This is a genomic window from Kitasatospora sp. NPDC059803 (assembly GCF_042732255.1).
In the GTDB taxonomy this organism is placed as follows: Bacteria; Actinomycetota; Actinomycetes; order Streptomycetales; family Streptomycetaceae; genus Kitasatospora.
The window spans coordinates 13,155-29,204 of sequence record NZ_JBHWIJ010000031.1 but is presented as its reverse complement, the minus strand read 5'-3'; the positions used below and the strand labels follow the sequence as shown (position 1 = coordinate 29,204).

At 71.1% G+C, this 16,050-nt stretch carries 9 protein-coding genes; all 9 read left to right on the top strand.

From position 1 onward, the window contains the following. Positions 1 to 63 precede the first annotated feature (63 nt). Entirely contained in the window at positions 64 to 2,817 is a 2,754-nt protein-coding gene (locus tag ACFV6I_RS08030) for a SpoIIE family protein phosphatase (RefSeq protein ID WP_380423918.1), read from the top strand. 254 nt (positions 2,818 to 3,071) lie between these two features. Beyond that, on the top strand, positions 3,072 to 5,681 hold the full coding sequence (locus tag ACFV6I_RS08025) for a SpoIIE family protein phosphatase (protein WP_380423917.1): 2,610 nt from the start codon (positions 3,072 to 3,074) through the stop codon (positions 5,679 to 5,681). A gap of 102 nt (positions 5,682 to 5,783) precedes the next feature. Next, on the top strand, positions 5,784 to 7,643 hold the full coding sequence (locus ACFV6I_RS08020; protein WP_380423916.1) for an ABC transporter family substrate-binding protein: 1,860 nt from the start codon (positions 5,784 to 5,786) through the stop codon (positions 7,641 to 7,643). Between the two features lie 272 nt (positions 7,644 to 7,915). Beyond that, positions 7,916 to 9,820: a translational GTPase TypA gene (gene typA, locus ACFV6I_RS08015; protein WP_063347962.1), complete on the top strand. Its 1,905-nt coding sequence runs from the start codon at positions 7,916 to 7,918 to the stop codon at positions 9,818 to 9,820. A 429-nt stretch (positions 9,821 to 10,249) separates the two neighbouring features. Further along, complete coding sequence (locus ACFV6I_RS08010) at positions 10,250 to 11,887, top strand: ABC transporter substrate-binding protein (RefSeq protein WP_063347961.1); 1,638 nt, start codon at positions 10,250 to 10,252, stop codon at positions 11,885 to 11,887. A 140-nt stretch (positions 11,888 to 12,027) separates the two neighbouring features. Then, on the top strand, positions 12,028 to 12,954 hold the full coding sequence (locus tag ACFV6I_RS08005; RefSeq protein ID WP_063347960.1) for an ABC transporter permease: 927 nt from the start codon (positions 12,028 to 12,030) through the stop codon (positions 12,952 to 12,954). Next, positions 12,947 to 13,891 (top strand): ABC transporter permease, encoded by a 945-nt coding sequence (locus ACFV6I_RS08000; protein WP_063347959.1) that lies wholly within the window; start codon positions 12,947 to 12,949, stop codon positions 13,889 to 13,891. The genes ACFV6I_RS08005 and ACFV6I_RS08000 overlap by 8 nt, the downstream gene beginning before the upstream one ends. Positions 13,892 to 13,910: 19 nt before the next feature. Continuing rightward, the gene (locus ACFV6I_RS07995; protein WP_063347958.1) at positions 13,911 to 14,963 is read left to right on the top strand and encodes an ABC transporter ATP-binding protein; all 1,053 of its coding nucleotides are present in this window, start codon (positions 13,911 to 13,913) and stop codon (positions 14,961 to 14,963) included. Then, complete coding sequence (locus ACFV6I_RS07990) at positions 14,956 to 15,972, top strand: ABC transporter ATP-binding protein (protein WP_063347957.1); 1,017 nt, start codon at positions 14,956 to 14,958, stop codon at positions 15,970 to 15,972. The genes ACFV6I_RS07995 and ACFV6I_RS07990 overlap by 8 nt, the downstream gene beginning before the upstream one ends. Positions 15,973 to 16,050 lie beyond the last annotated feature (78 nt).

Here is a 16,050-nt window from a genome sequence, read left to right as displayed (position 1 = left end):
TCACCATCGGTGAGCCGCCCCAGCCGGCGACGCCGATCCCGACCAGAGCCGGAGGCCCCGTCGGTGTCGAGTACCGGGAACGGCGGCGGAGGAGCACGGCGGACAGGCGCCGCGGGGAGCGCAGCCGCCCGCGCCCGGCTGCGCCGGGGTGCCCAGCCCGCCGCCCCGCAGCCGCCGCCCGGCCGCCGTCGGCGGGACGCCGCCGATGCCCCCGACGTCCCGCGGCCCGACCAGCCGGCGCCGGCCCTGGCTGTCCCCGTCTCCGACCCGGGCCCCCAGCCCGGCCTGCGCAGCCGGCCCGCCCGACCGTTCCCCGGCGGGCCGTCCGACGCCCCGTACGGCCCCGGCGTACCGGGCGAGGGCAGCCTGCTCGACATGCTGAAGGTCGCCATCGCGATCCTGGACACCGCGGGCCGGGTGGTGCTCTGGAGCCCGGCCGCCGAGGAACTGCTCGGCTGGCCGAACGAGCTGCTGGTCGGCCGCCGGATCGACGAGCTGATCCCCGACGAGGAGCAGGTCGGCCGGATCCGGGCCGCGATCCAGGACACCCTGCGCCACGGCCGCTGGGCCGGCAACGCCGAACTGCGCGACCGGGACGGCGTGCCGATCGCGGTGGACGCCCGGATCTCCCTCCTGGTGGACGGCGACGGCACCCCGTTCCTCCAGGTCAACATGGCCGAGGCGGCCGCCGTCCGGGCCGTCGAGCGCGACCTCGCCGTCCGTGACGCGCTGTTCGAGCAGTCCCCGCTGGGCATCGCGATCATGGACACCGAGCTGCGCTACACCGCCGTCAACCAGACCCTGGCCGAGATGAACGGCGTCGCCCTGGAGGACCACGTCGGCCGGACCACCGGCGAGACCCTGCCCGAGCGGGCCGCCGACGAGGTCACCGCGATCCAGCGCCAGGTGCTGGCCACCGGCGAGCCGGTCATCGACGTCACCCTGGCCTCCCCGGTCACCGCCCGCTCCGGCTACCGCTCGATCTCCTACAGCCGGATGACCGACCGCTCAGGCCGGGTGCTCGGCATCTCCGGCACCGTGATGGACGTGACCGAGCGCTACCGCGCCGTCGCCAAGGTCGAGCACGCCCGGCGCCGGCTCTCGCTGCTCAACGAGTTCGGCTCCCGGGTCGGCGACCTGCTCGACGCCGCCCGGATCGCCCAGGAGCTCGCCAGCTCCGTCGTCCCCCGGCTCACCGACCACTCCGCGGTGATCCTGCTGCAGGCCGTCGCGCACGGCGACGACCTGCCCCGGCACGGCCACGACCGCCGCACCTCGCTGCTCCAGCTCGGCACCGCCTCCGTCCAGGACGGCCCCGAGGTCGAGGTGATGCTCCGCCGCGGCGCCCGGATCACCTTCGCCGAGGACTCCGCCTGCGGCCGGGTGCTGCGCACCGGCGTCCCCGAACTGCTCTCCGGCGCGGACCAGCTCGACGACGTGACGTACCCCGGCGACCCGAAGACGCAGGCCGCCCACGACCTGGGCGTGCACTCCATGCTGGTCGTCCCGCTGCGCGCCCGCGGCATCGTGATCGGCCTGCTGCTGGTCAGCCGGGGCGGCTACCGGGAGGGCTTCGACCGGGACGACCTGGCCTTCACCGTCGAGCTGGCCGACCGGGCCGGCAGCTCGCTGGACAACGCCCGGCTGTACGCCCGCGAGCGCACCGCCGCGCTCACCCTCCAGCGCACCCTGCTCCCGCAGCAGGTCCCGCAGCCCACCGGCGTCGAGGTCGCCTACCGGTACGTGCCCGGCAGCAGCGGCGCCGAGGTCGGCGGCGACTGGTTCGACGTCATCCCGCTGCCCGGCGACCGCACCGCGCTGGTGGTCGGCGACGTGATGGGCCACGGACTGCGGGCCGCCGCCACCATGGGCCGGCTGCGCACCGCCGTCCGGGTGCTGGCCGCCCTCGACCTGCCGCCGGACGTCCTGCTGCGGCACGTCCACGAACTGGCCGACGACCTGGCCCAGGGCCCGGACGAGGCGCTGCTCGCCACCTGCGTCTACGCGGTGTTCGACCCGGGGACGGCCAGACTGACCGTCGCCAAGGCCGGGCACATCCCGCCCGTCCTGGTGGTGCCGGGCGAGGAGGGCGGGGAGCCGACCCGGACCGGCGGCCCGCTGCGCGGCGGCGCGGGCCGGATCCTCGACCTCCCCTCCGGCGCCCCGCTCGGCGTCGGCGGCGTCCCGTTCGAATCCGTCGAACTGAAGATCCCCGAGGGCAGCCTGCTCGCCCTCTGCACCGACGGCCTGGTCGAGTCCCGGGACAAGGACCTCGACGTCGGCCTCGGCCGGCTGGTCACCGTGCTCCAGGAGCCGCACGCCTCCATCCAGGCCGCCTGCGAGGCCGTGCTCGGCACCATGGAGCAGGGCCGCGAGCCGGACGACGTCGCGCTGCTGCTGGCCCGGCTCGGCCACGGCCAGGCCGGCACCCCGACGGTCGGCTGGACCCTGCCCGCCGAGCCCACCGCCGTCTCCCGGGCCCGCCGGCTGGTCCGCTCCGCGCTCGCCGAGTGGGGCGTCGAGGAGCTCACCGACACCACGGAGCTACTGGTCAGCGAGCTGGTCACGAACGCCGTCCGGTACGCCAGCGCCCCCATCGGCGTGCGGCTGACGCTCGGCGAGACGCTGCTGGTCGAGATCTCCGACCCGCTGCCCGACCCGCCCCGGGAGCGGCACGCGGCCGAGGCCGACGAGGGCGGCCGGGGCCTGGAACTGGTCCGCCGCCTGGCACTGCGCTGGGGTGCGCGGGCCGAGGGCATCGGCAAGGTGGTCTGGTTCGAGCAGACGCTGCCGGGTAATGAGCCCGACGAGTCATAGGGAGCGCAGCGGGTCGGGGGCGTGAGCCCGAGCGGGGGCGAGGAGGACGGAACCGCATATGCCAGCAGGTGGCCGGGGGGAGCGCGCAGCCCGGAAGGGGGCGCGGACGTGGCATTGTGGTTGCGCGGGCGGTAGGACAAAAACCTTCGCCCGATCTGATGTTGTGATGTTGAGGGCGTGTGAACGTACCCCTCGATGATGAATACTCGGTCTTCTCGACATCCGGACGGTCGCGGGTTGGAGGGGTCGGTCCGTTGAACAGCACCCCGGCGCGGAACGCGCCGAGCAGCAGCGGTCATGCTGTCGTGCCCGGGCAGGCCGGTTCACCGCACCTGCCCGTACCGGCGGACCCGCCCGGCGCCGGCCCCGTGGGCCTCGGTCACCACCCCGGGGCCGCGGACCACCCGTGGGGCGCGGGCGGCCCCGGGTCGATCTACGACTACATCCGGGTCGCCACCTTCACCATCGGCCCCGACGGCCGGATCAGCCAGTGGAGCGAGCGCGCCGCCGAGTTCTTCGGCGTCCCCGCCCCCGACGCCGTCGGCGCCGACCCGATCACCACCTTCGTCCCCCGCGAACTCTGGCAGCGCGGCCGCGCGCGGCTGGAACGCGCCCTGGCCGGCGAGGAATGGGTCGGCACCGCCCCCTACCGGGACGCCGCCGGCGGCGAGGGCCTCGCCGAGCTCTACCTGATGCCCGACAGCGCCCTGCCCACCGCCGGCGCCACCTGCCTGGCCGTCGACCTCGGCCGACTGCGCCGGGTCGAGACCGACCTCGCCGCCTCCGAGGCCGTCTTCGGGCAGACGCCCACCGGCTTCATCCTCTTCGACGACCGGCTGCGTCTCCAGCGGGTCAACGACGCCTTCGCCTCCGGCATGGGCCTGGCCCCCACCGACCTCGAAGGCCTCACCCCGCACGACCTCTTCCCGCCGTCCGAGGCCGACCGCCTCACCGCCGCCCTGCGCAAGGTCCTCGCCACCGGCGAGCCCGTCTTCGACCTGCGCTTCCACGGCGCCGTCCCCACCCGCGAGGGCAACCGGCTCTGGGCCGTCTCGCTGTACCGCCTCAACGGCGCGGCCGGACAGCCGATCGGCCTCGCCGGGCAGGTCTCCGACGTCACCAGCCGGCACGTCGCCGAGCGCGAGGCCGACGGCGTCCGCCGCAACCTCGCCCTGCTCAACGAGGCCAGCGCGCACATCGGCTCCACCCTCGACCTGGAGACCACCGCCAAGGAACTGCTCGACGTCGTCGTCCCGCCGTTCTGCGACCTCGCCACCGTCGACCTGTACACCGCGCTGCTCTCCGGCGAGACCGTGCCCAGCGCCGGCCGGCTCGGCGACACCGTGCTCACCGACGGCAGCGGCGAACTGCGCCGGGTCGCCGTCTCCAGCGTCATCGGCGGCGCCTCCTCGGTGCTCGGCTCGGTCACCGGCCTGCCCATCGCCGAGGCCGGCGGCACCCTCTGTTACCCGCGACGCTCCCCGCACGCCCGGGCGCTGCGCACCGGCCGCAGCGTCGTCCCCGAGCCCGGGCCCGACCCGCTGCTGCGCTCCACCCTGATCGTCCCGCTGGTCGCCCGCGACCAGGTGCTCGGCCTCGTCCAGCTCTCCCGCGCGATCGGCAGCGAGCCCTTCGACGCCCGCGACGTCGCCATCGCCGAGGAACTCGTCGCCCGCGCCGCCGTCTGCATCGACAACGCCCGGCTCTACCGCCGCGAGCACGAGCGCGCCCTGATCCTCCAGCGCAGCCTGCTGCCCCCGGGCAACCCGGCCGCCAGCGGCCTGGAGATCGCCTGCCGCTACCTGCCCAGCAACAACAACACCGAGGTCGGCGGCGACTGGTTCGACGTCATCCCGCTGCCCGGCAACCGCACCGCCCTGGTCATCGGCGACGTGATGGGGCGCGGCCTGCGCGCCGCCGTCGCCATGGGCCAGCTGCGCACCGCCGTCCGCACCCTCGCCATGCTCGACCTGGAGCCCGGCGAGGTGCTCACCGCCCTCGACGAGATCGCCCGTGGCCTCGGCGGCGACACCGTGGCGGCCGGCCCGCCCACCCCGTACGGCCGGCTCACCTCCGCCGCCGACGAGGAGGCCCGCGAGGTCTACCTGGCCACCTGCGTCTACGCGGTCTACGACGCCGTCACCCGGCGCTGCTGGATCGCCAACGCCGGCCACCTGCCGCCCGTCCTGCTCAGCCCCGGCGAACCCGCCCGGATGCTCGACGTCCCGCCCGGCCTGCCGCTCGGCGTCGGCGGCGAGCCCTTCGAGGAGGTCGAGCTGACCCTCCCGGACGGCGCCATCCTCGGCCTCTACACCGACGGCCTGGTGGAGAGCCGCAAGCACCAGCTGGACGAGGGCCTGCGCGGCTTCCGCACCGCGCTGTCGGCCAAGGGCAAGGGCCTCGAAGAACTCTGCGAGCACGTCCTCGGCGAGCTCAACCCGCACCACGGCGAGGACGACATCGCCCTGCTGATGGCCAAGGTGCACGCCTTCCCCGAGGACGCCGTCGGCAACTGGTTCCTGCCGCCCGAGCCCACCTCCGTCGCCAAGGCCCGCGAGCTGGCCTGCAGCTGGCTGCTGACCCGCGGCCTGGAGGAGCTCGTGGACACCACCGAGCTGCTGGTCAGCGAACTGGTCACCAACGCGCTCAAGCACGGCCGGGGCGAGATCCGGCTGCGGCTGCTGCGCGATCGCGGCCTGGTCTGCGAGGTCTGGGACGACGGCTACGCCCAGCCCCGGCAGCGGCGCGCCCAGGAGACCGACGAGGGCGGGCGCGGCCTGCAACTGGTCAGCCTGCTGGCCGAGCGCTGGGGCAGCCGGCGGACGCCCAAGGGCAAGATCGTCTGGTTCGAGCTGGGGCTCTAGGGCGGCTGGAGGCCCCGGCGGTTCGGCCGTCCGGGTGCAGTCGGCGGGCGGTCCGCCGTGTCGGCCCGGGCCCGGGCACCCGGACGGCGTTCCATGGCCGCCATGCGCGTCCGCCAGCTCACCACCGCAGCCGTCGCGCTGCTGCTCGCCGCCGGCCTCGGCGGCTGCTCCGATGGCCCGGATCCGGCCCGTACCCCCGACCCCGCGCCGGCCTCGGCCGACCCCACCTCCGGCACCGGGGACGTCCGGACCGCCGACCGCACCGCCGTCCGGGGCGGCGGCAAGCTGCGCTGGGCCGTGGACGGCGTCCCGGCCACGCTCAACGTCTACCAGGGCGAGGCGACCGCCGACTCGGCACTGCTCGCGCACGCCCTCTACCCCTCGCTGTTCCGGCCCGACGGGCACGGCCGGCTCGTCCCCGACCCGGACTACCTGGTCGGCGCCGAGTCCACCCCGCCCGGGAAGCAGCCGCAGGTCGTCACCTACCGGCTCAACCCGCGCGCGGTCTGGAGCGACGGCACCCCGCTCACGGCGGCCGACCTGACCGCCCAGCGGGCCGCCCTCTCCGGCCTCGACCCGGCCTACCAGGGCGGCCGCCCGACCGGGTACGACGCCATCGAGGCGATCGCCCAGGGCGCCGACCCGCACGAAGTCCGGGTGACCTTCCGGCGCCCGTACGCCGAATGGCGCTCGCTGTTCGGCCCGCTCTACCCGGCGGCCGAGACGGCCACCCCGGCCGCGTTCAACCGGGCGCTGACCGGCGGCGAGCACCTGAGCGCCGGGCCGTACACCGTCTCCGGGTACGACGCCGCGGGCGGGCAGGTCGTCCTCGCCCGCAACCCGCGGTGGTGGGGGGACCAGCCGAAGACCGACCGGATCGAGTTCATCGCCGCGCCGCCGGAGGGCCGGCTGGACGCGCTCGACCAGAACCGGCTGGACATCGCCCCGCTCACCGCGGCGGTGGACCAGGCGGTGCCCGCGCCCGCTCCGGCCGCCTCCGCCACGCCCACCGCCTCCGCCACGCCGACCGCCGTGCCGACCGACACCCCGGCCGCCTCCGGCACGCCGACCGCCGAGGCGGCGCCCCCGGGCGCCGCACCCGAGGCCGCGGCGCTGGCCCTGCGGCGGGCCGAGGGACTGCACGGCGTCATCGTGCACCGGGCCGTCGGCGCCTCGCTCACCCAGCTCACCCTCAACTCCGCCCACGGCCCGCTCGCCGACCCGGCCCTGCGGCTCGCCCTGACCCGCGCCGTCGACCGGCGGCGGATCGCCGACGCCGCGCTCACCCCGCTCGGCCTGCCCGGCGCCCCGCTGGGCAGCCACCTGCTCGCCGGCGACCAGGACGGCTACCGCGACAACAGTGCGGCCGCCGGCCCGGCCGACGCCGCCCGGCTGTTCGACGAGGCGGGCTGGAAGCGGCCCGACACCGGCGGCACCCGCACCAAGGACGACAAGGAGCTCACCCTCACCCTGCTCGTCCCGGCCGGCTCCGCGACCGCCAAGCGGACCGCCGACGCGCTCGCCGCCGACCTCGGCGAGTCCGGTGTCGAGGTGAAGGCCGTGACGGCGTCCGCCGACACCTTCGTCCAGGACCAGTTGGCCGCCGGGGAGTACGACCTCGCCCTGTTCTCCTGGCCCGCCGGCACCAGCCCGGCGAGCGAGCAGCGGCCCGTCTACGCCAAGCCCCGGCCCGACGCCGACGGCACCCTCGACCTCGGCAGCAACTACGCCCGCAGCGGAACCGAGGAGATCGACCGGCTCTTCGACCGCGCCACCGCCGAGCTCGACCCGGCCGCCCGGCTCGGCCTGCTCCAGGAGGCGGACGTGCGGATCTGGCAGCTCGGCCACTCGGTGCCGCTCTACCAGCGGCCCGAGCTGGTCGGCGTCCGGGCGGGCGTCGCGGGCGCCGGGGTCTGGGGGTACGGCTGGCCGCGCTTCCAGGACGTGGGGTGGAGCGGCTGAGCCCGTTCCCCGGGCCCGTCGGAGCCGGTCGGAGAGCGAACACCGGGTGACGAACGGGTGACCTGTCTGTGATCTTGATCCCGCCCGACCTGCCCGTTTCTGCTCACCTGGGCGCTTCCCCGTACGATAGGAGGAAGCCGAGGCATGTCCGTTGCCACGGCGGGTGGACCGGTAGTAGCAGGCGGAACGGGCGGCGGCGATCCAAAGGGATCGCTGGTCGGCGTCTCGCGGCCGGGCGCCGCAACCCACGATTCCAGGAGAATCAGCTAGGCATGCCCACGCGCAACGACATCCGCAACGTCGCTATCGTCGCCCACGTCGACCACGGCAAGACCACTCTGGTCGACGCCATGCTGAAGCAGGCCGGCGCCTTCGCCGCCCACCAGCACCTCGACGACCGGATGATGGACTCGAACGACCTGGAGCGCGAGAAGGGCATCACCATTCTCGCGAAGAACACCGCCGTCAAGTACCACCCGAAGGATGGTGGCGCGCCGATCACCATCAACATCATCGACACCCCGGGCCACGCCGACTTCGGTGGCGAGGTTGAGCGCGGTCTGTCGATGGTGGACGCCGTCGTCCTGCTGGTCGACGCCTCCGAGGGCCCGCTGCCGCAGACGCGCTTCGTGCTCCGCAAGGCGCTCACCGCCCGGCTGCCCGTCATCCTCTGCATCAACAAGACGGACCGCCCGGACTCCCGGATCGACGAGGTCATCAACGAGACCTACGACCTGTTCCTGGACCTGGACGCGGACGAGGACCAGATCGAGTTCCCGATCGTCTACGCCTGTGCCCGTGACGGCGTCGCCTCGCTGACCAAGCCGGAGAACGGCACCGTCCCGGCCGACAGCACCAGCCTGGAGCCGTTCTTCTCCACCCTGCTGGAGCACGTCCCGGCCCCGACGTACGAGGCCGACGCGCCGCTCCAGGCCCACGTCACCAACCTCGACGCCGACAACTTCCTCGGCCGCATCGCGCTGCTGCGCGTCGAGCAGGGCGAGCTGCGCAAGGGCCAGACCGTGGCCTGGATCAAGCGCGACGGCACCATCTCCAGCGTCCGCATCTCGGAGCTGCTGATGACCGAGGCGCTCACCCGCAAGCCGGCCGAGGTGGCGGGCCCGGGTGACATCTGCGCCGTCGCCGGCATCTCCGAGATCATGATCGGCGAGACCCTCGCCGACCCGGAGAACCCGATCGCGCTGCCGCTGATCACGGTGGACGAGCCGGCCATCTCGATGACCATCGGCACCAACACCTCGCCGCTGGTCGGCCGTGGCGGCAGCGGCAAGGGCGCGGACGCGAAGTCCAGCGGCAAGGTGGACCGCAAGGTCACCGCCCGCCAGGTGAAGGATCGCCTGGACCGCGAGCTGATCGGTAACGTCTCGCTGCGCGTCCTGGAGACCGAGCGCCCGGACGCCTGGGAGGTGCAGGGCCGTGGTGAGCTGGCGCTGGCCATCCTGATCGAGACCATGCGCCGCGAGGGCTTCGAGCTGACCGTCGGCAAGCCGCAGGTCGTCACCAAGCAGGTCAACGGCAAGACCCACGAGCCGGTCGAGCGCCTCACGGTGGACGTGCCGGAGGAGCACATGGGCGCGGTCACGCAGCTCATGGGCGTCCGCAAGGGCCGGATGGACAACATGTCCAACCACGGCTCGGGCTGGGTCCGGATGGAGTTCGTCGTCCCGTCCCGCGGTCTGATCGGTTTCCGGACCGAGTTCCTCACCAGCACCCGCGGCACCGGCATCGCGCACTCGATCCACGAGGGCCACGAGCCGTGGTTCGGCACCCTGACGACCCGTAACAACGGTTCGCTGGTCGCCGACCGGTCCGGTGTGGTCACCGCCTTCGCGATGACCAACCTCCAGGAGCGCGGCGTGCTCTTCTGCGAGCCGGGCACCGAGGTGTACGAGGGCATGATCGTCGGCGAGAACTCGCGCGCCGACGACATGGACGTCAACATCACCAAGGAGAAGAAGCTCACCAACATGCGTTCCTCGAACGCAGACGTGGCCGAGTCGATCGTCCCGCCGCGCAAGCTCTCGCTGGAGCAGTCGCTGGAGTTCTGCCGCGAGGACGAGTGCATCGAGGTGACCCCGGAGACGGTTCGCATCCGTAAGGTCGTCCTCGACGCGAAGGACCGCGGCCGCACCGCCTCGCGCGCCAAGAAGGCGTGATCCGGACGGCTTGACCGGCCTTTGGCCGGAATGCTTCGCCCCCCTTTCCCATGGAGAGGGGGGCGAACTTTTTCAACTACTCCAAGTTGTCGACGGGCGTATTAACGGAATAGCGCTCATCACTCCCAGGTGTCCGCTGAGCGAACGTGACAGTTCGTCATTCATGACGACTGTCCGTTTGGTGCCTGTCTGGCTATGTCTCTTATGTCCGGTTTTCGAAACTTACCGACTGTTCATGTGACCTAATTGAGATCGTCACTGGTCACTTTCGTGTCCGTGCGTGACGGATAGTGGGTGCAGTCAGGCTCGGGTCAAGGGTGACGCGCAGGGGTGCGCGCCGAAACCACGAGCGCGGACGGCACAGCGGGCCAGGTAACACCCGTCCGCAGTGCCCTCCTCGTTGCAACGTCGAATTCAGGAGGCACACCGATGCGTGGTGGGAGCCAGGCCAAGTGGGTTGTCGCAGCTGTTGCGGTCGCCCTCGCCGCGACTGCTTGTAGCAGTGGCGGTTCCACCGGTGGGAGCAGCTCCGATGGCGCTGCGGTCAACGCCCAGGGCGTGTTCAGCTACCAGAGCGGCGAGCCGCAGCGTCCGCTGCAGCCGGCCAACGCCATGGAGAACCAGGGCGGCCGCATCGTCAAGCAGCTCTTCCAGGGCCTTGTCGACTACGACCCCGCCACCGGCGCCCTGCGTAACCAGGTGGCCGACAAGATCGAGACCACTGACTCCAAGAGCTACACCGTCACGCTGAAGTCCGGTTGGACTTTCCACGACGGCACCCCGGTGACGGCCAAGTCCTTCGTGGACTCCTGGAACTGGTCGGCGAACACCAAGAACAACCAGATCAACTCGGACTGGTTCTCCGACATCGTCGGCTACGACGCCGTTCACCCGGAGAAGGGTGACCCGACCGCCGACACCATGTCCGGTCTGAAGGTCGTCGACGACACGCACTTCACCATCGAGCTGACCAGCCCGGTCTCGTACTTCACGTACAAGCTCGGCTACTCGGCCTTCTACCCGCTGCCGACCGGGTTCTTCTCCGACCCGGCGGGCTACGGCCAGAAGCCGGTCGGCAACGGCCCGTACAAGTTCGTCTCGTGGGAGCACAACAAGGCCATCACCCTGGCCGCCTACGACAAGTACGCGGGCGTCAACAAGGCCAAGAACGGCGGCATCGTCTTCCGGAACTACACCTCCGGTGAGGCCGCGTACAAGGACCTGATGTCGGACACCCTCGACGTCCTGGACCAGGTCGACTCGACCGACCTGCCCAAGTACAAGGACGACCTGGGCAAGCGCGCGGTCGACCAGCCGCAGGGCGCCATCCAGAACATCTCCTTCGCGCTGTACAACGCCGAGTGGAACGCTCCGGAGAAGGCCAAGGTCCGCCAGGGCCTGTCGATGGCCATCGACCGTGACACCATCACCAAGACCGTGCTGAACGGCACGCGTCAGCCCGCCGACGCGTTCGTGGCGCCCGGCGTCATGGGCTTCAAGGCCGGCAGCTGCGGCGACGCCTGCAAGTACGACCCGGCGAAGGCCAAGCAGCTCATCGCCGAGGGCAACGGTGTCCCCGGTAACAAGATCACCATCCTGTACAACTCCGATGGCGGTCACAAGGAGTGGGTCGACGCGGTCTGCAACTCGATCCGCCAGGCCACCGGCGTCGAGTGCCTCGGTGACCCGAAGCCCGACTTCAAGACCTCGCGCGACCTGGTGACCAAGCGTCAGGTGTCGAGCATGATGCGTACCGGCTGGGTGCAGGACTACCCGCTGAACGCGAACTTCCTGCGCGACGTCTACGGCACCGGTGCCGCCGCGAACGACGCCGGCTACTCCAGCCCGGAGTTCGACAAGCTCTCCAAGGAGGCCGACGCGGCCACCTCGGTCGAGAAGACCGCGGAGCTCTACCAGCAGGCCGAGGCCGTCCTGGCCAAGGACATGCCGGCCATCCCGCTCTGGTACTACAAGACCAGCTCCGGCTGGTCCAACAACGTCCAGAACGTGAAGTTCGACTCCTTCGGCAACCCGGTCTACACCGACGTCGAGGTCAAGAAGAAGTAATCGGTCGGCACCGCCTGACCCGGTGACAACGGCCGGTGCCCGTCCATCCCCACAAGGGCGAGGACTGGCACCGGCCGTTGGCACGCCGACTTATCTCTGGCCGGGATGACGGGCCCGGCAGAGTCATACATGGAGGCACGATGGGGCGCTTTGTCGCGAGGCGACTGCTCCAGATGATCCCGGTCTTCTTCGGAACGACCTTGCTCATCTTTGTCATGGTGCACTTGCTGCCGGGTGACCCGGTGGCCGCGATGTGGGGCGACAAGGCGCCGGACCCGGCCCAGCTCGCCGCACTGACCCACCAGATGGGCTTCGACAAGCCGTGGTACGAGCAGTACGTCGATTACATGGGGAAACTGCTCACCGGTGACTTCGGAACCACCCTGGCCGGACGGCCGGTGCTCGATGTGATCACCGAGGCGCTGCCGGTCACGGTCCGGCTGGCGCTGCTGGCCTTCATCATCGAGATCGTGCTGGGCGTCTCTGTCGGCCTGTTCGCCGGTCTTCGCCGGGGCAAGGCGTTCGACAAGGGCACCCTGGTCATGACCCTGCTGCTGATCTCGATCCCGGTTCCGGTGCTCGGCTTCATCTTCCAGACGGTCTTCGCGGACGACCTGAAGTGGGTCACGCCGACCGTCCAGGACTCGAACGACATCACCCAGCTGATGCTGCCGGCCATCGTGCTCGGCTCGCTGTCGCTGGCGTACGTGGCGCGCCTCACCCGTACTTCCATAGCCGAGAACATCAAGGCCGACTACGTCCGCACCGCGGTGGCCAAGGGCCTGCCGCGGCGCAAGGTGATCGGCACCCACCTGCTCCGCAACTCGATGATCCCGGTGGTCACCTTCCTCGGCACCGACCTCGGCGCCCTGATGGGCGGCGCGATCGTCACCGAGGGCATCTTCAACGTCAAGGGTGTCGGTAACGCGCTCTTCCACGCGATCAACCTGAAGGAGGGCACGACCGTCTCCGGCTTCGTGGCCTTCCTGGTGCTCGTGTACCTGGCCGCCGGCCTGATCGTCGACCTGCTTTACGCGGTCCTGGACCCGAGGATCCGTTATGCCTGACCTGACCGAGAAGAAGACGGCCGAGGAGATCCCGGCCCAGCGCGCCGCCGACACCGCGGCGGCCAAGCCCGAGAAGGCCCGCAGCCTCGGCTCCGACGCCTGGCACGACCTGCGCCGCAAGCCGATCTTCGTGATCTCCGCGCTGCTGATCCTGCTGCTGATCGTCATCGCGATCGCCCCCGGGCTGTTCACTTCGGCGGACCCGCGCGCAGGCGACCTGCGCGCGCACTACCTGACGAAGCCGAACTACAGCCACTTCTTCCAGGCCGACTGGTTCGGCTACGACCTCCAGGGCCGCAGCATCTACGCCCGGGTGATCTACGGGGCCCGTGCCTCGGTCGTCGTCGGCATCTGCGTCACCGCGGGTGTGACCATCCTCGGCAGCATCACCGGCATGCTGGCCGGCTACTTCGGTGGCTGGGTCGACACGATCATCTCCCGGGTCACCGACATCTTCTTCGGCATCCCGCTGCTGCTCGGCGCCCTGGTGATCCTCAACGCCTTCACCTCGCGCACCATCTGGAGCGTGGTGTTCGCACTGGTCGCCCTGGGCTGGACCCAGATGACCCGTGTCATGCGCGGTTCGGTCATCACCATCAAGCAGGCCGACTTCGTGACGGCGGCCAAGGCGCTCGGCGCCGGCACCAGCCGGATCCTGTGGAAGCACATCCTGCCGAACGCGGTCGCCCCCGTGATCGTCGTCGCCACCATCGCGCTCGGCGGCTACATCGCCACCGAGGCGACGCTGAGCTTCCTCGGCATCGGTCTGCAGGACCCGACCATCTCCTGGGGCATCGACATCAACACCGCCCAGAAGGTGATCCGGACCGCTCCGTTCGCCCTGTTCTTCCCCGCCGGAATGCTGAGCCTCACGGTTCTGGCCTTCATCATGCTCGGCGACGCGGTGCGCGACGCCCTCGACCCGAAGCTCCGCTGAGAGAAGAGGTGACGACCCGATGACCACCGTGATCGAGAACAACAACCAGAAGAGCGGCCGACTCGAAGTTGGCACCCCGCTGCTGGAGGTCAAGAACCTCCACGTGGAGTTCCACACCCGGGACGGCATCGCGAAGGCCGTGAACGGCGTCAACTACTCCGTCGCGGCGGGCGAGACGCTCGCCGTGCTCGGAGAGTCCGGCTCCGGCAAGTCCGTGACCGCCCAGACCATCATGGGCATCCTGGACATGCCGCCCGGCAAGGTGACGCAGGGCGAGATCCTGTACCGCGGCCAGGACATGCTCAAGATGGGCAACGAGGAGCGGCGCAGGATCCGCGGCCAGAAGATCGCGATGATCTTCCAGGACGCGCTGTCCTCGCTCAACCCCGTGCTCAGCGTGGGCTACCAGCTCGGCGAGATGTTCCGGGTGCACCAGGGCGCTTCCAAGAAGGACGCCAAGGAGAAGGCCATCGAGCTGATGGACCGGGTGCGCATCCCGGCCGCCAGGCAGCGCGTCGGCGACTACCCGCACCAGTTCTCCGGCGGCATGCGCCAGCGCATCATGATCGCCATGGCGCTCTCCATGCAGCCCGACCTGATCATCGCGGACGAGCCCACCACCGCCCTGGACGTCACCGTCCAGGCCCAGGTGATGGACCTGCTCGCGGAGCTCCAGGCCGAGTACAACATGGGCCTGATCCTGATCACCCACGACCTCGGCGTGGTCGCCGACGTCGCGGACAAGATCGCGGTGATGTACGCCGGCCGGATCGTCGAGACCGCCCCGGTGCACGACCTGTACGCCAACCCGGCGCACCCGTACACCAAGGGCCTGCTCCGCTCCATCCCGCGCCTGGACCAGAAGGGCCAGGAGCTGTACGCGATCAAGGGCCTGCCCCCGAACCTGCTGAAGGTCCCGGCCGGCTGCGCGTTCAACCCCCGCTGTGACGTCGCCACCGACCTGTGCCGCACGGAGATCCCGGCGCTGCACCAGGTGGCGGACAAGGACGGCAAGGAGCTCACCGGCCGCCGCAGCGCGTGCCACCTCTGGAAGGAGACCCTCCATGGCTGAGCCCATCCTGGAGGTCAGGGACCTGGTCAAGCACTACCCGCTGAGCCAGGGCATCCTCTTCAAGAAGCAGGTCGGCGCGGTCAAGGCGGTCGACGGCATCTCCTTTGAGCTGGCGAAGGGCGAGACGCTCGGCATCGTCGGCGAGTCCGGCTGTGGCAAGTCCACGCTGGCCAAGGTGCTGATGAACCTGGAGCGGGCCACCTCCGGCCAGGTGCTGTTCAAGGGCGAGGACATCTCCAAGCTGTCCGGCCAGGCCCTCAAGGCCGTCCGCCGGAACATCCAGATGGTGTTCCAGGACCCGTACACCTCGCTGAACCCGCGCATGACCGTCGGCGACATCATCGGGGAGCCGTTCGAGATCCACCCCGAGGTGGCGCCCAAGGGCGACCGCCGCAAGGCCGTCCAGGACCTGCTGGACGTCGTGGGTCTGAACCCGGAGTACATCAACCGGTACCCGCACCAGTTCTCCGGCGGCCAGCGCCAGCGCATCGGCATCGCCCGCGGTCTCGCGCTCAAGCCCGAGATCATCATCTGCGACGAGCCGGTCTCCGCCCTGGACGTGTCCGTCCAGGCGCAGGTGATCAACCTGCTGGAGAAGCTGCAGGGCGACTTCGGCCTGTCGTACATGTTCATCGCGCACGACCTCTCCATCGTCCGGCACATCTCCGACCGCGTCGGCGTGATGTACCTCGGCAAGATGGTCGAGATCGGCACCGACGAGCAGATCTACGAGAACGCCACCCACCCGTACACCCAGGCGCTGCTCTCCGCGGTGCCGGTGCCGGACCCGACGGCGCGCGAGAACCGCGATCGGATCATCCTGACCGGTGACATCCCCTCGCCGGCCAACCCGCCGTCCGGCTGCCGCTTCCGCACCCGCTGCTGGAAGGCGGAGGACCGCTGCGCCGAGGAGATCCCGCTGCTCGCGGTGCCCTCGGTGCTGAAGGGCCCGGCCGCGCACGACTCGGCCTGTCACTTCGCCGAGGTCCGGGAGCCGGCCGCCGCCTGACTCCCCGTGGCATCCCCGGAAGGGCCCGTGGCTTCGTGCCGCGGGCCCTTCCGTCGTTCCGTCATCTCACGGGGCGGT